Origin of the sequence: Nonomuraea sp. NPDC050022, assembly GCF_044460705.1 — a bacterium.
Lineage (GTDB): Bacteria > Actinomycetota > Actinomycetes > Streptosporangiales > Streptosporangiaceae > Nonomuraea.
Map to the genome: position 1 here is coordinate 88,705 of NZ_JBITKE010000022.1, position 24,826 is coordinate 113,530.

The 24,826-nt window shown below is 69.4% G+C and carries 23 protein-coding genes; 13 read left to right on the top strand and 10 right to left on the bottom strand.

Annotated features, from left to right (window positions below; all coding sequences use genetic code 11):
• Nucleotides 1-9: 9 nt before the first annotated feature.
• From ACIBO2_RS56220 to ACIBO2_RS56230, 3 genes are read right to left on the bottom strand one after another with little or no spacing between them, the layout of a single operon-like run.
• Nucleotides 10-945, bottom strand: a complete 936-nt coding sequence (locus ACIBO2_RS56220) for a 1-phosphofructokinase family hexose kinase (RefSeq protein WP_358552974.1) — start codon at nt 943-945, stop codon at nt 10-12.
• On the bottom strand, nt 945-2,078 hold the full coding sequence (nagA, locus tag ACIBO2_RS56225) for an N-acetylglucosamine-6-phosphate deacetylase (protein ID WP_397305119.1): 1,134 nt from the start codon (nt 2,076-2,078) through the stop codon (nt 945-947). Before nagA ends, ACIBO2_RS56220 begins: the two co-directional genes overlap by 1 nt.
• Nucleotides 2,075-2,947: a sugar isomerase gene (locus ACIBO2_RS56230; RefSeq protein WP_358552970.1), complete on the bottom strand. Its 873-nt coding sequence runs from the start codon at nt 2,945-2,947 to the stop codon at nt 2,075-2,077. The genes nagA and ACIBO2_RS56230 overlap by 4 nt, the downstream gene beginning before the upstream one ends.
• A gap of 128 nt (nt 2,948-3,075) precedes the next feature.
• On the opposite strand from ACIBO2_RS56230, the gene ACIBO2_RS56235 reads away from it, so the two are divergent.
• Together ACIBO2_RS56235 and ACIBO2_RS56240 are read left to right on the top strand one after the other, a co-directional pair.
• Nucleotides 3,076-3,846, top strand: coding sequence for a DeoR/GlpR family DNA-binding transcription regulator (locus ACIBO2_RS56235; RefSeq protein ID WP_358552968.1), 771 nt, complete (start codon nt 3,076-3,078; stop codon nt 3,844-3,846).
• A gap of 318 nt (nt 3,847-4,164) precedes the next feature.
• A complete protein-coding gene (locus ACIBO2_RS56240) occupies nt 4,165-5,901 on the top strand; it encodes a glycerol-3-phosphate dehydrogenase/oxidase (protein WP_358552966.1) in 1,737 nt (578 codons plus the stop codon).
• Nucleotides 5,902-5,916: 15 nt separating this feature from the next.
• Here the strand turns inward: ACIBO2_RS56240 and ACIBO2_RS56245 are convergent, their stop codons facing one another.
• Both ACIBO2_RS56245 and ACIBO2_RS56250 read right to left on the bottom strand, forming a co-directional pair.
• Complete coding sequence (locus ACIBO2_RS56245; protein ID WP_397305120.1) at nt 5,917-7,893, bottom strand: beta-propeller domain-containing protein; 1,977 nt, start codon at nt 7,891-7,893, stop codon at nt 5,917-5,919.
• 38 nt (nt 7,894-7,931) lie between these two features.
• On the bottom strand, nt 7,932-10,064 hold the full coding sequence (locus ACIBO2_RS56250) for a serine/threonine-protein kinase (RefSeq protein WP_358552962.1): 2,133 nt from the start codon (nt 10,062-10,064) through the stop codon (nt 7,932-7,934).
• Nucleotides 10,065-10,137: 73 nt separating this feature from the next.
• Here ACIBO2_RS56250 and ACIBO2_RS56255 point away from each other — a divergent pair, with 73 nt between their 5' ends.
• From ACIBO2_RS56255 to ACIBO2_RS56270, 4 genes are all read left to right on the top strand, one after another.
• Nucleotides 10,138-10,377: a hypothetical protein gene (locus tag ACIBO2_RS56255; RefSeq protein WP_358552960.1), complete on the top strand. Its 240-nt coding sequence runs from the start codon at nt 10,138-10,140 to the stop codon at nt 10,375-10,377.
• Between the two features lie 15 nt (nt 10,378-10,392).
• On the top strand, nt 10,393-10,974 hold the full coding sequence (locus ACIBO2_RS56260) for a TetR/AcrR family transcriptional regulator (RefSeq protein ID WP_358552958.1): 582 nt from the start codon (nt 10,393-10,395) through the stop codon (nt 10,972-10,974).
• A 37-nt stretch (nt 10,975-11,011) separates the two neighbouring features.
• Nucleotides 11,012-11,770 carry an MBL fold metallo-hydrolase gene (locus tag ACIBO2_RS56265; protein WP_397305121.1) on the top strand — a complete coding sequence of 253 codons (759 nt, stop codon included), beginning with the start codon at nt 11,012-11,014 and terminating at the stop codon, nt 11,768-11,770.
• 216 nt (nt 11,771-11,986) lie between these two features.
• Nucleotides 11,987-13,069, top strand: coding sequence for a pyridoxal-phosphate dependent enzyme (locus ACIBO2_RS56270; protein ID WP_358552954.1), 1,083 nt, complete (start codon nt 11,987-11,989; stop codon nt 13,067-13,069).
• A 263-nt stretch (nt 13,070-13,332) separates the two neighbouring features.
• On the opposite strand, the gene ACIBO2_RS56275 is transcribed toward ACIBO2_RS56270, so the two are convergent.
• Nucleotides 13,333-14,070, bottom strand: coding sequence for an N-acetyltransferase (locus ACIBO2_RS56275; RefSeq protein ID WP_397305122.1), 738 nt, complete (start codon nt 14,068-14,070; stop codon nt 13,333-13,335).
• A 33-nt stretch (nt 14,071-14,103) separates the two neighbouring features.
• Nucleotides 14,104-14,580 (bottom strand): Lrp/AsnC family transcriptional regulator, encoded by a 477-nt coding sequence (locus ACIBO2_RS56280; RefSeq protein ID WP_357948368.1) that lies wholly within the window; start codon nt 14,578-14,580, stop codon nt 14,104-14,106.
• A 64-nt stretch (nt 14,581-14,644) separates the two neighbouring features.
• On the opposite strand from ACIBO2_RS56280, the gene ACIBO2_RS56285 reads away from it, so the two are divergent.
• The 7 genes from ACIBO2_RS56285 to ACIBO2_RS56315 all read left to right on the top strand — a co-directional run bounded on the left by ACIBO2_RS56285 (nt 14,645) and on the right by ACIBO2_RS56315 (nt 22,185).
• Entirely contained in the window at nt 14,645-16,003 is a 1,359-nt protein-coding gene (locus ACIBO2_RS56285) for a pyridoxal-dependent decarboxylase (RefSeq protein ID WP_358552950.1), read from the top strand.
• Between the two features lie 43 nt (nt 16,004-16,046).
• Nucleotides 16,047-17,540, top strand: coding sequence for a DUF885 family protein (locus ACIBO2_RS56290; RefSeq protein ID WP_358552948.1), 1,494 nt, complete (start codon nt 16,047-16,049; stop codon nt 17,538-17,540).
• Between the two features lie 122 nt (nt 17,541-17,662).
• Nucleotides 17,663-19,210, top strand: a complete 1,548-nt coding sequence (gene guaA, locus ACIBO2_RS56295) for a glutamine-hydrolyzing GMP synthase (RefSeq protein ID WP_358552946.1) — start codon at nt 17,663-17,665, stop codon at nt 19,208-19,210.
• A 244-nt stretch (nt 19,211-19,454) separates the two neighbouring features.
• Nucleotides 19,455-19,862, top strand: a complete 408-nt coding sequence (locus tag ACIBO2_RS56300) for a hypothetical protein (RefSeq protein ID WP_397305123.1) — start codon at nt 19,455-19,457, stop codon at nt 19,860-19,862.
• A gap of 321 nt (nt 19,863-20,183) precedes the next feature.
• The gene (locus ACIBO2_RS56305; RefSeq protein WP_358552942.1) at nt 20,184-20,510 is read left to right on the top strand and encodes a PadR family transcriptional regulator; all 327 of its coding nucleotides are present in this window, start codon (nt 20,184-20,186) and stop codon (nt 20,508-20,510) included.
• A gap of 2 nt (nt 20,511-20,512) precedes the next feature.
• Nucleotides 20,513-20,998 carry a hypothetical protein gene (locus tag ACIBO2_RS56310; RefSeq protein ID WP_358552940.1) on the top strand — a complete coding sequence of 162 codons (486 nt, stop codon included), beginning with the start codon at nt 20,513-20,515 and terminating at the stop codon, nt 20,996-20,998.
• 317 nt (nt 20,999-21,315) lie between these two features.
• Nucleotides 21,316-22,185 carry a hypothetical protein gene (locus ACIBO2_RS56315; protein WP_358552938.1) on the top strand — a complete coding sequence of 290 codons (870 nt, stop codon included), beginning with the start codon at nt 21,316-21,318 and terminating at the stop codon, nt 22,183-22,185.
• A gap of 262 nt (nt 22,186-22,447) precedes the next feature.
• On the opposite strand, the gene ACIBO2_RS56320 is transcribed toward ACIBO2_RS56315, so the two are convergent.
• From ACIBO2_RS56320 to ACIBO2_RS56330, 3 genes are all read right to left on the bottom strand, one after another.
• Nucleotides 22,448-23,683 carry an RNA polymerase sigma factor gene (locus ACIBO2_RS56320; RefSeq protein ID WP_397305124.1) on the bottom strand — a complete coding sequence of 412 codons (1,236 nt, stop codon included), beginning with the start codon at nt 23,681-23,683 and terminating at the stop codon, nt 22,448-22,450.
• Entirely contained in the window at nt 23,680-24,003 is a 324-nt protein-coding gene (locus tag ACIBO2_RS56325; protein WP_358552934.1) for a YciI family protein, read from the bottom strand. The genes ACIBO2_RS56320 and ACIBO2_RS56325 overlap by 4 nt, the downstream gene beginning before the upstream one ends.
• 326 nt (nt 24,004-24,329) lie before the next feature.
• Nucleotides 24,330-24,815, bottom strand: coding sequence for an RICIN domain-containing protein (locus ACIBO2_RS56330; RefSeq protein WP_358552932.1), 486 nt, complete (start codon nt 24,813-24,815; stop codon nt 24,330-24,332).
• Nucleotides 24,816-24,826 lie beyond the last annotated feature (11 nt).

Consider the following 24,826-nt stretch of genomic DNA (forward strand, 5'->3'; position numbering starts at 1 on the left):
GACAGCTCCTTAGACGATGACGATGCGGGGGTGGATGTCGGCGTAGACGTCGCGGTCGAAGTCGCCCGCCACGGGCGCCGCGACCGCCGCCGCGCCCAGCGCCGCCGCCCGGATGAGCCGCTCGGGCCACGAGGACCGCTCCACGAGCCCCAGCGCCAGCCCGGCGACCAGCGAGTCACCGGCGCCGGTCGGATTACCTTCCACTTTGTACGGCATGCGCGCCCGGAAGATCCCCTCAGGCGTGACGGCCAGCAGACCGTCGGCGCCCATCGACACGACCACCGACTCGGCCCCGCGACCGCGCAGCGCCTGCGCGCCCTCCTCGGGACCGCCTTCCGGCACGGCCCGCGCGAGCTCCTCGGCGTTCGGCTTGACGATCGAGGGCCGGCCGCCGGGCGCGTGCCGCAGCGGCTCGCCGTCGGCGTCCACGATGGCGGGCACGCCGTGCTCGGCGGCGACGGCCGCCAGTGTCGCGTACGCGTCGAGCGGCACGCCCCTGGGCAGGCTGCCCGAGATGACGACCGCCTCCGCCGTGGCCAACAGGTCGGTGAAACGGCCGACCATCCGCCCGAACTCGGCCGCCGTGACCTCCGGCCCCGGCTCGTTGAACAGCGCGGTCTGGCCTCCGGAACCCCGCTCGCCCGCCACGGCCTGGCCGGAATCCGCGACCACCAGCGTCGTGCGCGAGTCGGCCGCGATCCCCACGAAGGCGTGCGGCAGTCCGGCCTCCTGGAGGTCGGCCTCGATGGCCTGGCCGGTCGGGCCGCCCGCGAGGCCGGTGACCAGCACGTCCTGGCCGAGCGCGGCCAGGACGCGGGCCACGTTGACGCCCTTGCCGCCCGCCCGCCGGTGTACGGCGGCGACGCGGTTGACCCCGTCCCAGTCGACGCGGGGCACCTGGTAGGTGACGTCGAGGGCGGCGTTGAGCGTCACGGTGAGGATCATCAGGGCTCCACGACCCAGGCTCCGCGCTTCATCACGCCCGCTACCTCCAGCTCTTCGGACAGGACCACCAGGTCGGCCGCCTTGCCCACGGCGATTGAGCCGGCGCGGTCGGCGACGCCCAGCACGCGGGCCGGTGTCAGTGAGGTGAGCTGGACCGCCTCGGACAGCGTCAGGCCCACCTCCTGGACGGTGCGGCGGAAGGCCACGTCCATGGTGAGCGTGCTGCCCGCGATCGAGCCGCCCTCGGCCAGCCTGGCGACGCCGTCGGTGACGATCACGTCCATGGAGCCCAGCACGTACGTACCGTCGCCCATGCCGGCGGCGGCCATCGCGTCGGTGATCAGCGCGGTCCTGGCGGGCCCGGCCACCTCGTAGGCCAGCCGCAGCATGGCCGGGTGCACGTGCACGCCGTCGTTGATCAGCTCGATCGTGACCCGCTCGTCCTCCAGCAGCGCGGCGATGGGGCCGGGGGCGCGGTGGCCGAGCGGCGGCAGCGCGTTGTAGAGGTGCGTGGCCACGGTCGCGCCCGCCTCGATGCCGGCCAGCGTCTGCTCATAGGTGGCGTCGCTGTGGCCGAGCGCGGCGAGCACGCCTTCGGCGGCGGCCATGCGGATCGTCTCAAGGGCGCCGGGCAGCTCGGGGGCGATGGTCAGCATGCGTACGTGCCCGCGTCCGGCCTTCAGCAGCTCGCCGAACTCCCGCGGCGACGGCTCGCGCAGCAGCCCGGGGTTGTGGGCGCCGCAGCGGGCCCGTGAGATGTACGGGCCTTCGAAGTGGATGCCGGCCAGCAGGCCCTCGTCGCACAGCTCGGCCAAGGACGATGTGGCGCGGCCCAGGTCGTCGAGCGCGCCGGTCACCAGGCTGGCCACCATCGTGGTGGTGCCGTGGCGTTCGTGCAGCGCCACGGCGTCACGCGCTCGGTCCTGCTCGCCGGTCGGGAACGAGCCGCCCGCTCCGCCGTGGTTGTGCAGGTCGACGAAGCCGGGCACCACGTGCCGTCCGCCCAGGCTGTGGCCCGCGCGAGGGGCGGCTCCGTGCCCGACGTGCGTGATGCGGCCGTCTTCGATGGTCAACCATCCGTCGTGGACTCCCTCGGGAGTCACGATGCGGGCGTCGGCAAGAGTAAGGCTCATGAAGAAAGGATCACAGATCGGGTGAGGTGCAGGGGCTCGTCCGGGTCGAGACCTCTGGCGAACGCCCTGGCGACCGCGACCCGCTGCGCCCTGATCAGCTCGGCCATCGGGTCGAGGCCGGTCTGGAAGAACGTGCCGCCGGTCTCCTCGACCTGCTCGCGCAGGCCCTCGGGGGCGGTGCCGAGCATCCAGGTGACGCGGCCGGGGCCGGCGATGCTGATGGGGCCGTGGCGGTATTCCATCGCCGGGTACGCCTCGGTCCACGACCGTGACGCCTCGCGCATCTTCAGCGCGGCCTCCTGGGCCAGGCCGACCGACCAGCCGATGCCGAGGAAGCTGAACTGCTCCGCGTCGGTGAGCTCGGCGGGCAACGGGGCCGCCACGGCCTGCTCGGCGTCGGCGATCGCCTGGGTGAGGTCCTCGCCCAGGCTGGCGCGGAGCATGGCCAGCTGCGTGGTGGCGAACCGGGTCTGCACGACCGACCGCTCATCGGCGTAGTCGAGCACGATGACGTCGTCCGCGGCCGTCATGACCGGCGTGTTCGGGTCGGCGGTGATGGCCGTGGTCCTGGCGTCGGTCATGCGCAGGAGTTCGAGCACCTCGGTCGTGGTGCCGGAGCGCGTCAGAGCCAGCACGCGGTCGTACGAGCGGCCGGTGGGGGCCTCCGAGGCGGCGAACGCGTCGGTCTCGCCCAGTCCCGCGCGCTCGCGCAAGGTGGCGTAGGCCATCGCGATGAACCACGACGTCCCACAGCCGACGACGGCGACCCGCTCACCGGGGCGGGGCAGCGCGTCGACGGGTACGTCCGCGACGGCGCGACGCCAGCACTCGGGCTGGGAGTCGATCTCGGCCTCGGTGTGGGTGGTCACCACTTGCCTCCCCGTGATTGATTGTTTCTGCTGTTTTTATAGCATAAAGGAGCAGAAATTTGCACCGGTGGCTTGACCTCCCAGGTTGTGCCACGCTTGGCCCCGACGGATCTCAAAGGGGAGGCATCGTGTCCCGCTACGATCGTTGGAACGCGATTCTCGAGCTGCTCGCGCAGGAAGGACGGCTCTCCGTCGAGGAGGCCGCCCAAGAGCTCGACGTCTCCACCGCCACGATCCGCCGCGACTTCGACCAGCTCGCGCAGCAGCAGATGCTCATGCGCACGCGGGGCGGGGCCGTCGCGCAGAGCGTCAGCTACGACCTGCCGCTGCGCTACAAGACCGCCCGGCACGCCGACGAGAAGCACCTCATCGCCGCGGCGGCCGCCGAGCTGGTCTCGCCGGGCGCCGTGATCGGGCTCAACGGCGGCACCACGACCTCCGAGCTGGCCCGCACGCTGGCCACCTACCCAGCGCTCGAATCGGGCTTCACCATCGTCACCAACGCCCTGAACATCGCCTCGGAGCTCACGGTCCGCCAGCACGTCAAGATCGTGGTCACGGGCGGCGTGGCCAGGCCGCAGTCCTACGAGCTCATCGGCCCGCTGGCCTCGGGCGTGCTCGAACAGGTGACGCTCGACGTGGCCTTCCTCGGCGTGGACGCGCTCGACGTGGAGCTGGGCGCCTCGGCCCACCACGAGGGGGAGGCCAGCGTCAACCACCTGCTCATCAGCCGCGCCGCGCAGGTCGTGGTGGTGGCGGACTCCTCCAAGGTCGGTAAGAGGGCGTTCTCCCGCATCTGTCCCATCAACCAGATCGACACGCTCGTCACCGACGCCCAGCTCTCCGACTCCCTCGCCGGCGAACTGACCGAGGCGGGGGTAAAGGTCATCCGCGCCTGACGCCCCCGCGTTCCCGCCTTCGCCTCAGCGTGTTCCCCACGTCTCCGCCTCAGCGTGCTGGGCCATGCCTCCGCCTCAGCGTGTTCCCCAACATTTCCGCGGGCCGTAACGGCGCTCGGCCACCATCCGGTCAGAGGCCGTCTCCTGGAGGCCCCCAGGCATGGTCGGCGGGTGGCGGGTAACCCATGCTTGCCGTACAAGAGCCTTCTCTTGAGGACCCCAGCCATGGTCGGCGGGTAGCGAGTAAACCCATGCGTGCCGTACAAGAAAAGAGTGGAGTTTGTCGCAGAAGTGCCTGCGGCGGGTAAGAGGAGGGGCATGGCGGGAAGGGGAATCGCCCGGCTTGGGCCTGGAGAGCGGACCTCGGCGCTGGATTGGATGGGGGCACAGGAACTCGACGTGGTCGTGGTCGGCGGGGGAGTCGTCGGCGCGGGGATCGCGCTCGACGCCGTCACCCGAGGGCTCGACGTCGGCCTGGTGGAGGCGCGCGACTTCGCTTCCGGTACGTCGTCGCGATCCTCCAAGCTGATCCACGGCGGCCTGCGCTACCTGGAGCAGCTCAATTTCGAGCTGGTCAGAGAGGCGCTGCAGGAGCGGGCGCTGCTGTTGCAGCGGATCGCGCCGCATCTGGTCCGGCCGGTGCCGTTCCTTTTCCCGATGACCCACCTCGGGTGGGAGCGCCCGTACGTGGGGGCGGGGGTGGCTCTCTACGACACCCTGGGGTTCGCCACGGGGCTGGCTCGCGGGGTGCCGGGGCATCGGCACCTGTCCAGGAGCAGGGCGTTGCGGCTGGCGCCCGCGTTGAAGCGGACCGCGTTCACCGGCGCGGTGCAGTACTGGGACGCGCAGGTCGATGACGCGCGCTACGTGATGACGATGCTGCGTACGGCGGCCACCTACGGCGCGCACGTGGCGCCGCGGGCCCAGGTCGTGGGGTTCCTGCGCGAGGGGGAGCGGGTCACCGGGGTGCGGGTGCGCGACCTGGAGAGCGGCGCCGAGCTGGACGTACGCGCCCGGCAGGTGGTCAACGCGACCGGCGTGTGGAGCGACGACATCCAGGAGCTGGTGGGCGGCCGGGGACAGATCCATGTACGGGCGTCCAAGGGCGTCCACCTGCTGGTGCCGCGCGACCGGATCCACTCGCTCACCGGAATCATCCTTCGGACCGAAAAATCCGTACTTTTCGTGATTCCGTGGGGGCGGCACTGGATCATCGGGACCACCGACACCGAGTGGAAGCTGGACAAGGCGCATCCCGTGGCGTCGCGGGTCGACATCGACTACCTCCTCGATCACGTGAACGCCGTCCTGTCCGTGCCGCTGACGCGGGACGACGTCGAGGGCGTCTACGCGGGGCTGCGGCCGCTGCTGTCGGGGGAGTCGGAGGAGACGTCGAAGCTGTCGCGCGAGCATGTGGTGGCGCATCCGGTGCCCGGCCTGGTGATGATCGCCGGCGGGAAATATACGACTTATCGGGTTATGGCAAAGGACGCCGTCGACGCCGTCGCCCACGGCCTCGACCAGCGGGTGCCGAGGTCGTGCACGGACCGCATCCCGCTCGTGGGCGCCGAGGGCTACCAGGCGCGGTGGAACGCCAGGTACCGGCTCGCGCACACCTCGGGCCTGCACGTGGCCCGCATCGAGCACCTGCTCCAGCGGTACGGCTCGCTCGTCGACGAGGTACTGGAGCTGATCGACCACGACAGGTCGCTGGCCCGGCCACTCGGCGGGGCCGACGACTACCTGCGCGCGGAGATCGTCTACGCGGCCACCCACGAGGGCGCCAGGCATCTCAACGACGTACTGACCAGGCGGACGCACATCTCGATCGAGACCTTCCACCGCGGCCTGGCCAGCGCCCACGAGGCCGCCGAGCTCCTCGCCCAGCCGCTCGGCTGGGACGGGGACCAGGTCAAGCGCGAGGTCGAGTACTTCACCAAGCGCGTCGAGGCCGAACGCCTGTCCCAGGAGCAGGACACCGACCAGGAGGCCGACGCGATCAGACTCGGCGCACCCGAGATCGTGCCGGTCGCCCTCCCGGATCGTGAGGTCTAGCAGAGCCGGACGCCTTTAGTGGAGCGGGATGTACGCCTGCTCGGCCAGCGTGTTCGCGTCGTTGACCTGGACGCCGTCCGTGGAGACGGTCCAGATCGAGTCGCCGATGACCATCGCGCGCTGGATGCTCGGCTGGTACGCCCCGTCCTTCGGCCGCTGGACCGGATGCTTGATCATGCCGAGCTTCGTCACCGCGGTGTCGTCGATCTTCAGGACCACGGCGCCGATCTCCTCCTTGTTCTGCTCGTAGGTGTTGAGCGGAATGACCGACAGGCCGGTCTTGGGCCAGTACAGGAACGCGTGCGGGTCCCACTCCGCCTCGGAGCCCGAGTTCTTCTGGAACATCTGCGACAGCCGCTTCGGGTTCGCCGGGTCGCTGACGTCGAAGAGCGAGATCTGCGTGCCGAGCGTCCTGCCCTTCTCGCTGGCCTCCTGCCCGATCCCGATCAACCGGCCGTCGGCGCCGGGGTGGAGGTAAGCGGAGTAGCCGGTGATCTTCAGCTCGCCGGTCACCTTGGGCGCGGCCGGGTCGCGCAGGTCGAGCGTGTAGAGCGGGTCTACCTGCTTGAACGTGACGCAGTAGCCGACCGGGCCGATGAACCGGACCGAGTAGATACGCTCGCCCTCGCCCAGGCCGCCCACTTCGCCGACCTTGTCCAGGGTGTCGGCCTTGAGGACGTACACGCTGCTGGTGCTGGTCTTCTGGGCCTCGGAGTTGAGCGTGGTGGCGACGCGCAGGTTGCCCTCGTACTCCGACAGCGAGTACTGGTTCAGCAGCCGTCCCGGCACCTTGCCCGAGGCCACGTAGGAGGGCGGACCCGGCTTGCTGATGTCGAACCGGTGAACCTCGGTCTCCTCGGGCGGAGCGGTCGGGGTCGGTTCGGGGCTGGGGCTGGTTTGGGTCGAGGGGCCGAGGGTGACCTTGGCTGAGGGGCTGGGCTCGGTCGGGTCGGGTTCGGTGGCGGGGGCCTGGGGTGTGTCCTCCACGGCCGCCATCGGCACCGGCCACCACCAGCGCGGGTTGCTGGTCACGTACAGACTCTGGCCGGTGCCGTAGACCGTGTCGCCGTCGGCCGCCAGGCTGATCGGGTCGGTGCCCGCCTCCGTGAGGCCCTGGGCCAGGTCGATGGTGTGCACGGTCAGCAGCGAGGTGCCGGTGTAGTCGGCCGGATGGCTCACCCGCGCGCAGTCGACCGTCTTCTTGGTGACGGTCCCGGCCGCGTCCGTGATCTGGATCTTGGGCAGCCAGGCGTCGAGCGGCGCCCGGCGTACCGCGTCCGCGTTCGCCTTCTTCATCTCGGCCTCGGAGGCGTTCTGCTTCGGCTCCGGGAAGGTGATGTCGGGCTGGCTGCGGGTGACGAGCCTGACGGTCGAGCCGACCATCCTGGCGTCCACGTACGTGCCCTGCGGCTTGATCGTCCCGAGCACCTTGGGCTCACCGGACAGGTCCACCAGCAGATATCTGGTCTCGCCCACGGGCGCGAACCCCTTGTACATGATGTCGCCCCCGCGATACATCACCAGCGCGCGCTCGCCCGAGACGAGCAGGTCGGCGGGGGCGTAGGCGGGCTCGTCGGCCTTGGTGAGCTTGACGGACCCGGTGATCTTCCTGGTGGCCGTGTCGATGATCCGCAGCGTGCCGCCCGCGACCGTGATGATCCGGTTGCCGTCGGTCTTGACCAGGTCGGGCTCGTCCACTCCCGCCTCGTGGGTGTTGGTCGTGGAGTGCTCCGGGGCGGCGTCGTTGGTCGCCTCCATGGACTTCTGGCGGGTCATGTACATGGGCACCGGGCCGCCGAAGCCCCACTGGCCGACGTTGCTCGCCGCGTGCTCGCGCAGTCCGGCGAGCATGTCGTCGCACCCGTTGTAGGAGACCAGGCGCACCTGCAGGCGCTGCTTCACGGGCGTGGTGCCCCCCGGCGCGGAGGTGCAGGCGGAGATGGCCGTCGCGAGGGCCGCCCCGGCCACGACCGTACGGATCAGCGTCTTCATGACCTCATTGACGGATCTCCGCGCCGAGCGGTTCACGATCATCCAGGGGGGTCGACCGTGAAGACCGGGCTGAAGTCAAGGTTCTCGGGGATGTCGAGCAGCTTGCGCACCAGTTTGCCCTGGAAGTCGACCACCTGGATCTCGTCCCTGGTGGAGTTGTCCTGCTCCCAGCAGTAGAGGTGAGTCTCGTCGTACCAGCCGAGGACCTTGTCGCAGTCGGAGGTGAACCGGCGGACCCGGTTGCCGATCTCCGTGTTCCACACGCAGTGGTCGCCGTCTCCGCCCTTGGGGCAGTTCGTGATGAACACCTTGCCGGAGGGGGAGAAGATGTCCTGCGTGCCGGAGGCCAGTGAGCCGATGTTCGCCAGGGTGCGGGTGGCCTTGCCGCTCGTGTCGTAGAAGCGCAGGCCCCGCCCGGGGGACATGTTGACCACGCCCTCCTCCTCGCCGTCCCAGCCGAAGGCGGTCTTGCGGATCGAGGTGTCGGACACGGTGACCACCTTGGCGTCCTCCGCGGCCACGTCCACGATGACGAAGCCGAGGTAGAGCCAGTCCTTGCCCGATTCCTTCTCGATGTTGAGCAGGATCTTCGAGCCGTCCTTCGACCAGGCGCGGATGCTGCTGATCAACGGCTTGCGGACGGTCTTGATCGAGGTCCTGTCGCCGGACCGCCGGTCGGTGATGATCACCGAGTCGTAGTTGTCGGAGGTGTAGTTGCGGCCGCGGCCGACCATGGAGTGACCGTCGGGCGAGACCAGCGTCTCCCAGTTGCCGGAGTATTTCGTGAACGTGCCGCGCAGTGAGTTGCGGGCGTAGTCGATCCAGTCGTCGGCCTTCTTGTTGTAGACCTCGTACGAGGTCAGCGTGATCGGGTCGGCCGGATTCTCGTACAGCGAAATGGCGCCGCCGGGTATTGCCCGCTTCGTGCCCGTCCGCGGCACGCCTGTCGGCCTGGTGCTGGGCCTGCCGGACGCCGCGACGGAGGCGCGGCTGTTGGCGGTCAGTGTGGCGGCCGGGGGCTTGGTCTGGCTGATGACCACGCCGACGCCGGCCAGCACGAGCAGCGCGACGGCCACGGTCACGCCGATGACGATGGGCGCCCTGCTCTTCTTCTGCTGGGAGTGTCCGGGGGTGTACGGGCTCGGGTGCGTCGGCCGGTGGTCGCCCGTGTGCGGGTATCCGCCGCCCATGGACGGCGGTCCGTAGTGGTGGCCGGGCGCCGAAGGCGGCCCGCCGGGCAGGGAAGGCGGCCCCGCGTGAAGAGGTTGACCGGTCACGGGCGGTTGACCGTAGGGCGCCGCCTGCCAGGGCTCCGCCGGGGCGGCCGCCGCCGCGGCCTGGGCGAGCATGCCGGAGTTGGGCACCGGGTGCTGCAGCAGGCGCATGATCACCTGCTCCGCCGTCGGCCGCTGCGCCGGATCCTTGGACAGGCAAGCGGCCACCACGTCGAGCAGCGGACCGTGCAGCCCGCTCATGTCCGGCTGGTGGTTCAGCACCCGGTTGATTACCGCGGGCATCGTGTCGCTGCCGAACGGCGAACGTCCCGAGGCGGCGAACACGATCGTGCTCCCCCACGAGAACAGGTCGGCCGCCGGCCCGACGGTGTGGCCCATCACCTGCTCGGGCGGCATGTACGAGGGCGTGCCCACGGGCATGCTGCTGATCGTCGAGGTGGCGTTGAGCGCCCTGGCGATGCCGAAGTCGATCACCCGCGGCCCGTCGGCGCCGATGATCACGTTGGCCGGTTTGAAGTCACGGTGCACGATCCCGGCCTGGTGGATCGCGGCCAGCGCGGTCGCCGTGCCGATGGCCAGGCGGTGCAGGGCCGTGCCGGTGCGCGGGCCCTCCTCCTGGACGACCCGCTGCAGGGAGGGGCCCTCGATGAACTCGCTGACGATGTATGGCCGGTCGTGCTCGATACCCGTGCCGAGCACCGCGGCGGTACAGAACGGCGCCACCTGCTGGGCGACCTGGACCTCGCGCAGGAACCGGCCCACGCTCACCTCGTCGCCGGCCTGGTCGGGGCGCAGCCACTTGACCGCCACGTGCGTGCCGGCCGGGTCTCTGGCCAGGTAGACGACGCCTTGGCCGCCTTCGCCCAGCCGTCCTAGGAGAGGCAGGCCGCCGAGTCTCTCGGGGTCTCCCGGTCTGAGTGGCGCGAAGGAAGGCATAAAGGGATTCTGTCCCCATGCCATGGATTGGCAAAAACTACCCGCCGGTAGCGATCCGGAATAGCCTGCTTCCATGCATGTGACGTCCAGCGGCAAGACGACCGAGATCACCGCGCCGTTCACCGGCGAACCCCTCGCCGACCTGCCGGTTTCCGGGGTGGATGACGTACATGAGGCATATGAGAAGGCGCAGACGGTCGCCTCGCAGGCCACGTGGCTGGGCTTCGAGCCGCCTTTCGGCATGACGTACGACAAATGGGCGGGCGCCCTGGTCACCACGCTCAAGACCATGAAGAGGCTGCGCCTCAAGTAGGTTTACGCTGTACACGTGAGAGATGGGGGAACGGCCGCCAGGATCGCCGAGGTCGCGCGGCGGATCCTCGTCGAGCAGGGCGCCGAGGCGGTGAGCATGCGCCGGGTCGGCGAGGCCGTCGGCGTCACCGCGATGGCCATCTACCGGCACTACCCCAACCGCGAGGCGCTGCTGCGCGCCGTCGCCACCGCCAGCGGCCGTGAGCTGGCCGAGCAGTGGGAGCGGCTGCCGCCCGCCGGCCCGCTGGAGGAGCGGATCGACATCCTGCTCGACGGCTTCCTCGACTTCGCGCTCAGCCGGCCGCACCTGTACACGTTCCTGATGTCGGACGCCTGGGCGCAGGCCCGCCGTTTCCCCGAGGACTTCCGCGACGGGCAGGGGCCGCCGTTCACCGTGATCGTGGCGGCCGTCGAAGACGGGATGCGCACCGGCCTGCTGCGCCGCGACGACCCACTGGAGGTGGCGCTGACTGTCACGTCGAGCATGCAGGGGCTGATCCACCAGTACTTGAGCGGGCGCGTCGCGATGGAGGAGGCCGATTTCCGAGCGCTCTGCCACCGGGCCATGTGGCGGATCATCGACGGCTTGCGCGGGTGAGCGGAATACCGCGTCGGGCGTAAGTGTCATGATCCCCATGGAGATTCGTTACGTCGGCGGCCCGACCGCAGTCCTGGAGATCGGCGGGGTGCGGCTGCTGACCGACCCCACCTTCGACCCGCCCGGCGACTACCCGATCGGGAACCGGGCGCTGGTCAAGACGGCCGGACCGGCGTTCGGGCCGGACGACGCCGGGACCGTGGACGCCGTCCTGCTCTCCCATGACCAGCATCCCGACAACCTCGACAAGGCCGGGCGTACCTACCTGTCCTCGGCGCCGGTGGTGCTGTCGACCGGCTCGGCGGCCGAGCGGATCGGCGAACCGGTGCGGGCGCTGCCGAACTGGACGCACACCGAGCTGGCACGCCCCGGCGGCGGCGCGCTGCGGATCACCGGCGTGCCCGCGCAGCACGGGCCCGACGGGAGCGAGCACCTGGTGGGCGAGGTGACCGGATTCGTACTGAGCGGCGAGGCACTGCCGACCGTGTACGTGAGCGGCGACAACGCCTCCCTGAACGTGGTCAGGGACATCGCGGCGCGCGTCGGGCCGGTGGACGTGGCGGTGCTGTTCGCCGGAGGGGCGCGGACACCGCTGGTGGGCGACGCGTACCTGACGCTGACCAGCGACGACGTGGCCGAGGCGGCCGAGATCCTGGGCGCCCGTCACGTGGTGCCGCTGCACTTCGAGCACTGGGGACACTTCACGCAGGGCCGGGACACGCTGGTCAAGTCCCTCGCGGGGCTCGGCGACCGAGTGCACCTGCTGGAGCCGGGCGAGCGGGTGACCCTCTCCTAACCGTCTTCTTTCTCTCCTCCGCAGGGGGTATCCCGCGAAAGGACCCCAGTTCTTTCTCTCCTCCGCAGGGGGTATCCCGCGAAAGGACCCCAGTTCTTTCTCTCCCCCGAAGGGAGTATCCCGCGGAAGGACCCCAGCCACCACGAACCGAGGCGACCGCGTGCATCTGCTGGAGCCGGGCGAGCGGGTGACCCTCTCATAGGAGATGCTGTGGGGATGAGCTGGGAGACGGCGGCGCTGGATCTGCTGGCGGCCGGGGCGCCGACGCCGCTGATCGAGTTCCCCGTCGGGGCGCCCGGGGTCACGCTGCTGCTGAAGGACGAGTCCGCTCAGCCCACCGGCAGCCTGCGGCACCGGCACGCCAGGGCGCTGTTCCGGCAGGCGGTGCTCGACGGGCTGATCACCGAGGGCACCACGGTGGTCGAGGCCACGGGTGGCAACGCGGCCGTGGCCCAGGCGTGGTTCGCCAAGCGGCTCGGCCTGCCGTACATCGTGGTCATGCCCGGCGTACGCGGCGAGGAGCGGGCGCGGCCGGTCGAGGAACTGGGCGGCGAGTGCCGGTTCGTCACGCCGCCGCTGGCGATCTACGACGCGGCGCGGCAGATCGAGGGGCACTTCCTCGACCAGTTCGGGCGGGCGGCCGAGCATGACCTGGCCGCCGAGCTGTTCGCCCAGGTACGTCCTGACTGGGTAGTGGTCGGTGCGGGCACGGGCGCGACCTCGGCGACACTCGGCCGCTGGTCCCGCGACCACGCGACGCCGACGGTTGATTCGTCCGGCGACCACGCGACGACGATGGTTGATTCGTCCGGCGACCATGCGACGGTGCCCGGTGGTTCGTCCGGCGGCGACCATGATGGGCCTGTGCCGCGGGTGGTGGTAGCGGATCCGGAAAATTCCGCCTACTTCCCCGGATGGACGCTCGACGCGCTCGACTACGCGACCGGAATGCCGTCGCGCATCGAGGGCATCGGCCGCCCGCGCATCGAACCCGGATTCCGACCGGACCTCGTCGATCTGGTCATCCCCGTGCCCGACGCGGCCGGCGTCGCGGCGGCGCGGCTCATCAGGGAGGTCACCGGGCTGCCCGTGGGCGGCTCGTCGGGGACCGCACTGTGGGCCGCCCTGGAGGTGGTCGAGCGGATGCGCGCCAAGGGTGAGAGCGGCATGATCGTCTCCGTCCTCGGCGACGCCCACCCACGCCATCTGACGACATATCACGACGACAAGTGGACGGCCGGGAAGGGACTTGACGTCCAGGAATACGACGCCGAGCTGCGCCGCCGTACCGGCAGCTAGGGCGGCCGCTTCCTCGCCCTCCAAGGGACCCCAGCCACCACGGACCGTCTTCTTCCGCTCCCCGAAGAGGGCTATTTCTAGGGACCTTTGCCACGGCGGACCGTTTTCTTCCCCCTGCCAGGGGGTCCCGTTCTAGGGACCACTGCCACGACGGACCGTCTTCCTTTTCTCCCCCGCAGGGGGTATTCCTTCAAAGGACCCCAGCCACCACGGACCGTCACAGAGATCGAGACGGTGGGTGTGACGAACCTCCGGGGGGACCGTCAGCCCAGCCGATGGCTGACCCAGACGTTCGGCTCGATGTAGACGGCGTGGTCCTGGGCCACGTCGCAGTACACCGGGCTGAGCGCGCCAGGGACCTCGACCGGTCCGGTCCGGTCGAACGGCAGGCCGGTCCACTCGCGCCACTCGGCGAGCGTGCCCGGTATCACCATCGAGCGCGGCGCGACCTTGACGATCTCCCCGCCGGCCCGTACGTGCACACGCAGCCAGGCATCGTGCGGCAGGCCGTCCTCGCGGGACCTGAAGGCGTACTCCGTCATGGGCGTGCGCGGTTCGAGGTGCTTCTGGTTCGGCCGGACCGGCGCCACCAGCTCCCTGAACCCCAGCCGCGCCGCGTGGTCTCGCATCCCGGCCACCATCGTCGGTGACACTCCCGAGCCCAGCAGGTCTTTCCTGACGGTGATCTCCAGCGCGGAGACGGCGTCAAGGGGGCGGTCCAGCTTGCGGGCCAGCCAGCCTTGGCGGATCACCCCGTCCCAGCCGTCGTCGGGCAAGTCGCCGGCCGGGAACGGGATCATGCAGCCCCTGGCCACCATCCGGCCGGGCTCGGCGTCGTCATCGGCCACCAGCACATAGTCGGCGTAGTCCGTCGCCGCGACGGGATAGAACAGGTCGGCGATCGGGTCGTTGAACATGAAGACCCGCCACGAGTGATCCATCTCCCATAGCGCGGAGGCGAACTCGGGACGCTCGGCGAGCGTGGTGATCCGGAGCGACATGCGGATCATTGTCACACCTGTCGCGATCTTCCTTCAGCCCATTTCGGCCGGCCGCTGGACGGGCTGGTGCTCGGTCTTGAAGATCAGGGTGGTGTGCAGGTGCACGATCTCCGTACGGATCAGGAACCGCTCCAGGGCCAGCCGGTGCAGGTGGTCGGCGTCGGCCACGGCCACGTGCACCAGGAAGTCCTCGGTGCCCGCGACGTGGAACAGCGTGATCGTCTCCGGCAGCCCCAGCACGAACGTACGCAATGGGTCCACGATCCGGCTGGTGTGCGGCCGTACGCGCAGGGCGAGCAGCGCCTGGAGCGGGCGGCCGAGCCGGGCCGTGTCGACGGCGGCGCGGAAGCCGGTGATGACCCCACGGCGGCGCAGCGAACGCACGCGTTCCAGCGCGGTGGAGGGCGCGACGCCGAGCCGCTCGGCGAGATCCTTGTTGGGCAGCCGGGCGTCCTTCTGCAACTCGGCCAGGATCGCGAGGTCGATCGAATCCAGTTCGGCATTATGCACGATTACCGCCCCTCAATTCGGCAAGGCTAGTCGTACGCCACCCGATTGACGAGTATTTCGAGGTATGTGGAACATCGAGGAGTTCACTGCGGCCGCCGGGATCACGGTCGGCGAGCTGGCGGCCTACGTGGACCGCAGCCAGCGCGGTGACGAGCCCGCGATCAGCCGCCGCCCACCCCGTGAGCTGGCCGAACGGCTGAGGCTCGGCGAGCTGATCGCCAAGGGCGGCATGACGCCCGAGACCTTCCGGGACTTCCTGCGGACCTTCCTCGGCGAGGGGACCCGGCTGCACCACCCCGCCTACCTGGGCCACCAGAGCGCCTCGCCCGACTTCCCCGCCGCGCTGGCCGACTTCATCCATGGCGCCACGAACAACCCGATGGCCATCTATGAGATGGGCGCGGCGGCGGCCACGGTGGAGTTCGAGGTGCTGAGGTGGATGCTGGCCAAGGTGGGGTTCCCGGCGGGTGGTGGGGTGCTCACCCATGGTGGCTCGCTGGCCAACCTCACGGCGCTGCTGGCGGCGCGGGCGCGGGCCGTACCCGGGGCATGGGAGGACGGTGTGCCCGGCGACCTGGTGATCCTCGCGCCCGCGTCGGCGCACTACTCGGTGTCGCGGGCGGCCTCGATCCTCGGGCTGGGGCAGCGGGCCATGGTGCCGCTGGCGACGGACCACCTCGGCCGCATAGACATCACGAAATTGCCGGATATTTCGGGACGTAGGGTGATGGCGCTGGTCGCGGCCGCCTGCGCCACGGGCACCGGCCTGTACGACGACCTGCGCGCCATCGGCGAATGGTGCCGCGAGCGGGACGTCTGGTTCCACGTGGACGGCGCGCACGGCGCCTCCGCCCTGCTCGCCGAGGAGCACGCGCACCTGCTCGACGGCATCGAGCTGGCCGACTCGGTCATCTGGGACGCGCACAAGATGCTCCGTACCTCTTCCCTGGCCGCCGCCGTCCTCGTACGCAGGGAGAACGACCTCGACGCGGCCTTCAAGCAGGAGGCCAGCTACCTGTTCTACGGCGAGCGCGGCTTCGACCTCATCGGCCGCACGGTCGAGTGCACCAAGGCCGAGCTCGGACTCAAGATCTTCCTGAACCTGGCCTGGCGCGGCGAGCGCGGCCTGGGCGACTACGTCGCACGCCAGTACGCCACGGCCCACCGCTTCTGGGAGCTGGCCCGCCGGCGGCCGGGGTTCGCGCTGCCGTACGAGCCGGAGAGCAACATCGTCTGCTTCCGGTACGGCGACGCCGACCATGCGGACCTGCGCGAGCGCCTCATGGCGGACGGCGCCTTCTACCTCACCTCGGCCGAACTCGACGGCGTCCGCCACCTACGCGTCACGGTCATGGCCCCGGCCACGGACGACGCCACGCTCGAAGACCTGCTGGACGCGATCGAGGCCCTGCACAGCAGCTAATTGGCCAGATCCCGTCGGACTTCTGTGCGCTAGCGTCGGCGGCATGACGGAACTCGACCCCAGGCTCCGCGCCATAACCGATCTGAACGTGGCCGACGCACGCGAGTCCGGCGGCAGGCACGAGTACGACGGCAAGATCCAGGATCTGTCGCCGGAAGGCGTACAGGCCGGGCTGGCGCGGCTTGGAGAGGGCGCCGCACCCGCCGACCCGTACGACTCGGCGCATCTGCGGGTCTTCGAGGACGGCCTGCGTACCCAGTACGGCGAGCTGGAGCTGCACCGGAGCAATCCGCTTCCGCACCTGGCCAACCTCGACCTGGCCTGCTACGACCGCGACTACGCGCCGCAGGCCGAGCGCGAGGCCGCCAAGGCCGCGCATCTGGCGCGCTGGCCGGAGGCGGTGACGTACGCGATCGCCGCGCTCGACCGGGTCAGCGCGCCCGTCGCGAGGTCGCTGGTCGCACCCGTACAGGGACTGTCCGCCGGTGTCACGGACGAGGCCGCGCTCGACGCGCACGGCCTGCTGGTCGCGCACATCGAGCGGGCGGCGGCGGTCGGCGACCCCGACGCGTCGCTCGGCGGCGACGCGCTGGCCCGGCTGATGGGCGCCACCGAAGGACTCTCCGTCGACCTCGGCAGGCTGGCCGAGCGCGCCGACGCCGAGCGCGACCGGCTCATGGCCCTGCTCACCGAGTCCTGCGCCAAGCTGGGGCGGCGAGGCGAGGCGCCGCTGGAGGTCGTACGCGAGCTGGTCAAGCAGCACCCCGACGCCGACGGCGTCATCGAGGCGGCCAGGATCGGCACCGAGAAGGCCATCGCGTTCACCCGCGAGAAGGACCTGGTGCCCTACCACGACGGCGAGTGCCTGGTCGGCCTGGCGCCGCCGTCGCGCCGCTGGGGGATGGCGATGATGTCGTGGAACTCTCCCGGCGAACCGGAGGGCCCCTCCTGGTACCACATCACCCCGCCCGACCCCGCTTGGCCCGCGCGGGACGCCGAGGAGTGGCTGGAGGTGTTCAGCGACACCACGCTGCCCGCGATCAACGTGCACGAGGTCGCTCCCGGGCACTTCTCGCACGGCCGCGCCCTGCGCCGGGCCGGCTCGGACGTGCGGCGGCTGCTGCACTCGATGGCGTTCGCCGAGGGCTGGGCGCACTATGCCGAGGAGCTCTGCGTCGAGGAGGGGTTCGAGGCCCAGGACCCGCGCGTCGAGATCGGGGTCTGGATGGAGGCGTTGATCCGGGTAACCCGGCTGGCTTGCGCCATCGGCGTACACACCGGGCAGATGACGGTCGAGGACGGCGCCCGGCGTTTCGGGTCCGACACCCACCTGGCCGGACCGGCCGCGCTGTCGGAGGCGAGGCGGGCCACGTTCGATCCCACCTATGGCCGCTACACATGGGGCAAGCTGCTCATCCTCGACCTGCGCGAGCGGGCGCGCAAGGAATGGGGCGCGGGCTTTACGCTGCAGCGCTTCCACAAGGCCCTGTTCGACCTGGGCTCACCGCCGCTGGGGCTGATCGGCAGCATCCTCTAGGATCAGCCCCGGGCTGGTCGGGAGCATCCTCTAGGTTCGGCTCCGGGCTGGTGGGGAGCATCCTCTGGGGCTACCCCCCGATACACTTGTGAGCACCGCATTCGCTTTGGGGGGTCCTCTCGGTGTCTGAGTTCGACACAGTGCTCGTCGTCGACTTCGGCGCGCAATACGCGCAGCTGATAGCCAGGCGGGTCCGTGAGTGCCACGTCTTCTCCGAGATCGTCCCCTCGACGATGCCGGTCGAGGAGATGCTGGCCAAGAAGCCGAAGGCGATCATCCTGTCCGGCGGGCCCTCCTCGGTCTACGCCGAGGGCGCGCCCGCCGTGCCCCAAGGGCTGTTCTCGACGGGGGTGCCGACGTTCGGCATCTGCTACGGCTTCCAGGCCATGGCCCAGGCGCTGGGCGGCGAGGTCGCCCAGACGGGCGTCGCCGAATACGGCGGCACCGACCTAGACGTGCTCAGCGAGGGCGTGATCTTCGCCGGGCTGCCCGCCGCGCAGAAGGTCTGGATGTCCCACGGCGACAGCGTGGCCACCGCCCCCGAGGGCTTCACGGTGACCGCCTCGACCCAGCAGACGCCCGTCGCCGCCTTCGAGGACACCGGGCGCGGTCTCTACGGCGTGCAGTTCCACCCCGAGGTGCTCCACTCCGAGCATGGCCAGGCGGTGCTCAAGCACTTCCTCGACGCGGCGGGCTGCCGCCCGACCTGGACCATGCTCAACATCGTCGAAGACGCCGTGGAGGCGGTCCGCCGGCAGGTGGGCGACGGCCGGGCGATCTGCGCACTGTCCGGCGGCGTCGACTCGGCGGTGGCCGGCGCGATGGTCCAGCGAGCCATCGGCGACCGGCTGACCTGCGTGTTCGTCGACCACGGCCTGCTGCGCAAGGGCGAGGCCGAGCAGGTCGAGCGCGACTTCGTCCGCGCCACGGGCGTCAAGCTCCGCGTCGTCGACGCCGCCGACCGCTTCCTCAAGGCCCTCGAAGGCGTCAGCGACCCCGAGGAGAAGCGCAAGATCATCGGCCGCGAGTTCATCCGGGTCTTCGAGGACGAGCAGCGCGCCATCATGGCCGACGGCCCCGTCGACTTCCTGGTGCAGGGCACGCTCTACCCCGACGTGGTCGAATCCGGCGGCGGCACGGGCACCGCCAACATCAAGTCCCACCACAACGTCGGCGGCCTGCCGGAGGACCTGCAGTTCAAGCTCGTGGAGCCGCTGCGGACCCTGTTCAAGGACGAGGTGCGCCGAGCGGGCGAGGAGCTCGGCCTGCCGACGGCGATGGTCTGGCGCCAGCCGTTCCCCGGCCCCGGCCTCGGCATCCGCATCGTCGGCGAGGTCACACGGGAGCGCCTCGACCTGCTGCGCGAGGCCGACGCGATCGCCCGCGAGGAGCTGTCGCGCGCCGGCCTCGACCGGGAGATCTGGCAGTGCCCGGTGGTGCTGCTGGCCGACGTGCGGTCGGTGGGAGTGCAGGGGGATGGGCGTACGTACGGGCATCCGGTGGTGCTGCGGCCGGTGACGTCGGAGGACGCGATGACGGCCGACTGGTCGCGGGTGCCTTATGACGTGCTGTCCCGGATCTCCACCCGAATCACGAACGAGGTCCGCGACGTCAACCGGGTGGTGCTCGATGTGACGAGCAAGCCGCCGGGCACCATCGAGTGGGAGTGACGCCGCAGCGCTGATCGGGCCGCGTGCCCGCGAAGCCCCTTTCTCGGGGCTCCGGGAGATGTGATTCGTTGGATCGGAGTGCCCGCGCGATTGAACCTGGTCTTTCGGGATGCTGTTGAAATCTCGGCACTTGCTAGTTTTGCGGAGCGCTGGAATTGGACATTCGACGGCCATCATCCTGCCGGCGAATTCTCTCCTGAAGAGCTGGTCTGGGTCATGCCGAGTGGGGTCGGGGGTCCACCTTGTGGACGACGAGGTTCTGGGCATCGCGTACCTCGTGCTGGAGAATGATTCCGTCTCGGGTGTTCCTGGCGTGGCCGTTCACCATGCTTACCAGGAAGTTTCGGCAGGCTTCGAGGTGGTGGAGTCGGGCGAGCTTGTCGAGCTCTACGATGGGGCTCCTGAGTGGAATGCCAGGGTTCTGCTGCTGATGATGCTCGCGGCTACAGCTTCCGAATATTCGCCTGATGTCTCCGGTGTGATTAGAGACGGCCTTGTGTCGGCTCATCTGGACGTGCGGCGAGCGGCTGTGATCGCTTCTATGTACATGCCGTGGGATCCTCTTCGTGAGTCGGTTAAAAGTATTGCTCGAAGTGACTCCGATGAGCAGCTCCGCGACTTGGCGGAGATGGCGCTCACAAATTTTCACTAGGCAGCACTGCGCGCGGACGCGGTCGCCCGGCGGCGTCCGGCGATTGGGCGACCAGGTAGGTCGCGAGCGCCCGCCGCGCCTAGAGACCAGCCAGCGGACCCATCGACTTCGGCTCCTGGCCCTCGGCCTTCGCCCGTGCCGGATTGCGTGCGCATTCCCCAAGCCCGACGAGTGGAGCACCTTGACGGAACGCTTCGCTGGGGCGATCTGGCAGAGCCAACGCGCGGCAGACCGGTTCAAGGGCCGGAGGCGGGTGAAGCGCTCGGTTCTGCGAGCGCCGGCCTCTTTGACCAATAGTACGGTTAGCGATATATATCGGATATGCCGCTACGTGAACAGAGCTATCTCGTGCTGCTGGCCCTTTCCGAAGGCCCATTGCACGGTTACGGCGTGATCAAAGCCGTGCGCGAGCTGTCGGAGGACCGCATACGCCTCGGCGCGGGCACCCTCTATGGCGCGCTTGATCGCCTGACCGAGGCTGGGCTCGCCCGTGTGGTCGGCGAAGAGGTCGTGGACGGCCGACACCGCCGCTACTACGAGCTGACCGGTCAGGGCGCCGAGCTCCTGACCGAGGAGACTGCCCGCCTGGCCCGCCTGGCCGCCACCGCGCAGCGCCGCCTCGGCGCACGACTCCAACCCGGGACGTGATCATGGATACCTACGAGCGTCGCTGCCGGCTCCTCGTGCGGGCCTATCCGCTCCGATATCGGCAGACGCGGGGCGAGGAATTGATCGGCACGCTGATGGACCTGGCGAAGCCGGAGCAGACCAGGCCGACCCTGCGTGACTCACTCGACGTCATACGTGCCGGTATCGCACTGCGCCTGCGCGAACGCCCGCCGTTGTGGCACTGGGCGCTGTATCGGCTGTTCCACAAGCGCCTTCCCTACACCTACCGCTGGTGGGCACGCGACGACCTGCTCGATTCGCGCTACCTGGCGCGGCAGTGCGCGACGTGGCTACTCGCGACATCACCCCTGTGGGCCTTCATTGGTCTCATGCCCATCGAATTGGTCCACCAGGTGATCTTCTCGACACTCATCCGTATGCTCGGCTTCCTCCCGCAGCGATCCCTGCGCCTCTACCAGCTGAGGAGACACGGATTCGACCTGGAGGTGCAAGGCGACTCGCGATAGGCGGCCACCAAGTCGATGGCAGCGCGCAGGAGTAGATCCACGGTCGGCTCCTGTCGCCGGGCGGGAGGGATCTGGGCGATCTCCGAGTATCAAGCTGGCACCCCAATCGCGCACGAGCCGCTCAGACCTGGGAGCGTAGGTCGGGCACGACGGTGACCGGCCAAAACGTGAAGGTTCCTCTGGATGCGGCCGCTCGGCACCCGCTTTCTTGACACATCGTTGTCACGATCACGGTGACAGATGGTCAAGATGCGCTCATTCTTTGTTATGGTCACTTCTTGTCCCGATTTTGGGACAACCTTTACCTAAGGAGGACCATGAGGAACACTCCGAGAATCGTCGCTGTCACCACGGTGCTCGCGGCGGCCACGGCCCCCTTGCTGGCGCTCTCGTCTCCGGCGATGGCCGAGCAGCCCGCCAAGACCGTCCAGTCTGCCCAGAGCCTGCCGCTGAGCTGGCTCTCCCTCCAGGGGCTCACCGAGTCCGCTCACCTGCAGCGCATCAAGCAGTTGCTGGGTACGGGTTACGTTCCCTCGGCGTTGAGCGTGACCAACGCGGCCAACCCGGAGTACACCTCCGTATGGGTCAAGGACGCCACCCGCAAGGTGAACGTCCTGCAGGACCTGTCGGTCACCGACCTGCCGAAGCGCATCACCGAACAGCAGCAGCTGGGCTTCCAGCCCACCATGATCACTGGTACGGGTGCGGGCACGGGCGCCATCTTCGCGGCGGTCTTCGAGAAGACCACGCGCAAGCTCCAGTCCAAGACCAACCTGACCAAGGAAGCCTTGGCGACCGTCAACACCCAGCTCGGTGCCGCCGGCTACCAGATTTCCTCGCTGGACGTGTACGGCACGGCCGAGAAGCCGCTCTACACGGCCGTTTGGGCCGCCGGGGCCGTCACGGGAACCCTCCAAGTGACCACCGGCCAGACCGTGGAGCAGCGCGGCAGGGAGCTCCTGGCGCGGGCGAAGCAGGGTCTGAGCCCTGTCGCCATGGCCATCGAGCCCGGCAAGCTCTACACCACCGTGTGGGGCAAGGCCAACTCGACCGGCCTGAAGGAGTATCTGCAGCTGTCCAGCGTGACCTACAAGCTCAAGTCCCTTGAGATGAAGGGGCTGGGCTACCACCCCATCGTCACGAACGTCGAGGACAACGTCTACGCGGGGATCTGGAGCAAGAACTAGGCGTTCGGTGGCCCGCCGCTGTCGGTCGTGGCGTCGAGTTCGCCCACAAGGCGGTCGCCGTACAGGATCGGCAGTGCGAAGTATCTCCACCGGCGCTTGTGCGTCTGAAGCCGGCCGTCGATCTCAAAGAGCTCGACGGCCGGCTTCGTCGGCCTATGGTGCCTCGTGGGGCATCAGGGCGACGATCGGCCCGCCGGGAGGGCGTCTGCGTTGGCGTGCGACAATCCGGGATCTCCGGCATGGAGCGCTTCAAGCGCGGGCGCTACCGCAGTTGGTCGCGGCGGCGGGTGAGGTAGCGGGTCTCGCCGGTGTTGCCGGCCAGCTCGATGGCCCGGTCGTAGGCCGCGCGTGACTGCTGACTTTGGCCCAGCCGGCGCAGCAGGTCGGCGCGGGTGGCGTGGTAGGCGTGATAGCCGGCCAACGCCTCGGCGAGGCGGTCAACGATGGCCAGCGCCACCTCCGGCCCGTCGAGCTCGGCCACGGCGATGGCCCGGTTGAGGGCGATGATCGGCGAAGGGTCCAGGCGGACGAGCTGGTCGTAGAGGGCGAGGATTTGCGACCAGTCGGTGTCGCGGATGTCGCGGGCGGAGGTGTGCACCGCGTTGATCGCCGCGAGGATCTGATAGCGGCCCGGGGCCACCCCGGCGGCGGCAGCGGCCAGGCGCTCACGCACCAGCCGATGACCTTCGGCGATCAGTTCCGCGTTCCAGGCGCCGCGGTCCTGCTCGGCCAGGGGGACCAGTTCGCCGCTGGCCGAGACCCGGGCGGGGCGGCGGGCCTCGATGAGCAGCATCAGCGCCAGCAGGCCGGCCACCTCTCCGTCCTGCGGCAGGAGCACGCGGATCAGGCGGGTGAGCCGGATCGCCTCGGTGGTCAGGTCGTGTCGTACGGGATCGGTGTCGGGGCCGCTGGCCAGGTAGCCCTCGTTGAAGACGAGGAACAGGACGGCCAGGACACCGGAGACGCGAGCCGGCAGATCGTCGGCGGACGGCATCCGATAGGGGATGCGAGCCGCCTTGATCTTGGCCTTCGCGCGGGTGATCCGCTGCTCCAAGGTGCTCCCCTGTACCAGGAAGGCACGGGCGATCTCGGGCACGGTCAGACCACCGACCATCCGCAGCGTCAACGCCACGCGCGCTTCCACCGCCAGCGCCGGGTGACAGCAGGTGAAGATCAGCCGGAGCCGGTCGTCGTCGATGGCGCCCAGCGGCTTGGGCGGGTCGTCGTCGTACACCATCTGGGCCTCCTTGTGCTTGTCGTCGCGTTTGTTCTCGCGCCGGATCCGGTCGATGGCCTTACGGTTGGCGGTGGTGGTCAGCCACGCGCCCGGGTTGGGGGGCAGGCCGTCGGCCCGCCACCGCTCGACGGCGGTCGTGAACGCCTCGGCCGCCGCTTCCTCGGCGATGTCGAGGTCGCCGAAGCGCCTGGTCAGCGCGGCCACCACCCGCGCCCACTCGTCGTGGTGGGCCCGGGTGATCGCCTCCTCGATGTCGCTCACTGGAACGGCCGCACCTCGATCTTCCGATCGCAGATCTTCGACGCCTCGGCGGCGAGCTTGAGCGCCACATCCAGATCGGGGGCCTCCCACACCCAGACGCCGGCGAGGTACTCCTTCGACTCCACGAAGGGCCCGTCGCTGAACACCGCCTGCTCGCCTCGGTTGTCGATGACCGTGGCCGCGTCGGTGTCCGCGAGTCCGCCCGCGAAGACCCAGTAGCCTTCGGCGATCAGTCGTTCGTTGAACGCGCTGATGGCAGGCTGCTTGTCCGTGCTGCCGGGGTTGCTTTTGTCATCGATCACGGAAACCAGATAACGCATCTGAAGATCATCTCCTGTGGTGTGGTTCGGTGGTAGGGGCTTCAGGCCGTCGCATATCGCGGGCGCCCGGCTGGCCGGTCATCTCGTCGACCAGGACGCTCTCCAGCTGCCACTGGGTCAGGATGCCACTGCCGCGCACCTGCGGCTCACCCCCGGGACCTGAGTCACGGTCGTCAGCTTCATGATCGCGGTTCCCCTTGCCTTGGCGCCGCCCCTTGCGGGTGGCCTCACCCCTGCTACGAACACCACCGCCCCGATCCGACACTTCCTCCCGGACTTCTTCGCAGAATTTTCCGGGAAGTCGGCCGCCGACGCCGGCCACGGTGCTAGCGCATCAACCAGGCCTGGTCGGCGGAGTCCCGGCAGGTCCACTGGATGATCCATTTGCCCGGCTTGCGTTCGGCCTTGCCGACCGCCAGACACATGTCGGTGGCTCGGTTACGCAGTCGCTGGTGCTCGTCGTAGGTCCACTCTTGCTCGGCTCCGCCGTCGGTGCATGGCCACTGGATCGCGTACTTGCCCTTGACCTGGACGCCGCGCGCGATCGCCAGGCACATGCCGGTCTTGGCGTTGATGACCTTGCCCTTGCGGTAGATCCACTGCTGGTCCTTGTTGGTGGAGCAGGTCCACTGGATGACCTTCTTGCCGGCCCGTACTTCGCTCTTGCCTACGGCCAGGCAGAGTTCGGTGGCGGCGTTCATCAGGCGCGACCTGCTCGCACTGCTCGCCGCCGAGGCGGGGGCGGCGGTCAAGGACAGCGCCATGACGGCTGTCGTGGCGATGGCGAAAAGCTTCTTGGGGGTGGCGTCCATGTCGACGACCT

Coding starts and splice junctions, on each gene's coding strand:
- ACIBO2_RS56220 (WP_358552974.1), bottom strand. CDS start 945: ATGATCCTCACCGTGACGCTCAACGCCGCCCTCGACGTCACCTACCAG.
- nagA (WP_397305119.1), bottom strand. CDS start 2,078: ATGAGCCTTACTCTTGCCGACGCCCGCATCGTGACTCCCGAGGGAGTC.
- ACIBO2_RS56240 (WP_358552966.1), top strand. CDS start 4,165: ATGGCGGGAAGGGGAATCGCCCGGCTTGGGCCTGGAGAGCGGACCTCG.
- ACIBO2_RS56245 (WP_397305120.1), bottom strand. CDS start 7,893: ATGAAGACGCTGATCCGTACGGTCGTGGCCGGGGCGGCCCTCGCGACG.
- ACIBO2_RS56250 (WP_358552962.1), bottom strand. CDS start 10,064: ATGCCTTCCTTCGCGCCACTCAGACCGGGAGACCCCGAGAGACTCGGC.
- ACIBO2_RS56255 (WP_358552960.1), top strand. CDS start 10,138: ATGCATGTGACGTCCAGCGGCAAGACGACCGAGATCACCGCGCCGTTC.
- ACIBO2_RS56265 (WP_397305121.1), top strand. CDS start 11,012: ATGGAGATTCGTTACGTCGGCGGCCCGACCGCAGTCCTGGAGATCGGC.
- ACIBO2_RS56270 (WP_358552954.1), top strand. CDS start 11,987: ATGAGCTGGGAGACGGCGGCGCTGGATCTGCTGGCGGCCGGGGCGCCG.
- ACIBO2_RS56275 (WP_397305122.1), bottom strand. CDS start 14,070: ATGTCGCTCCGGATCACCACGCTCGCCGAGCGTCCCGAGTTCGCCTCC.
- ACIBO2_RS56285 (WP_358552950.1), top strand. CDS start 14,645: ATGTGGAACATCGAGGAGTTCACTGCGGCCGCCGGGATCACGGTCGGC.
- ACIBO2_RS56290 (WP_358552948.1), top strand. CDS start 16,047: ATGACGGAACTCGACCCCAGGCTCCGCGCCATAACCGATCTGAACGTG.
- ACIBO2_RS56305 (WP_358552942.1), top strand. CDS start 20,184: ATGCCGCTACGTGAACAGAGCTATCTCGTGCTGCTGGCCCTTTCCGAA.
- ACIBO2_RS56310 (WP_358552940.1), top strand. CDS start 20,513: ATGGATACCTACGAGCGTCGCTGCCGGCTCCTCGTGCGGGCCTATCCG.
- ACIBO2_RS56315 (WP_358552938.1), top strand. CDS start 21,316: ATGAGGAACACTCCGAGAATCGTCGCTGTCACCACGGTGCTCGCGGCG.
- ACIBO2_RS56325 (WP_358552934.1), bottom strand. CDS start 24,003: ATGCGTTATCTGGTTTCCGTGATCGATGACAAAAGCAACCCCGGCAGC.
- ACIBO2_RS56330 (WP_358552932.1), bottom strand. CDS start 24,815: ATGGACGCCACCCCCAAGAAGCTTTTCGCCATCGCCACGACAGCCGTC.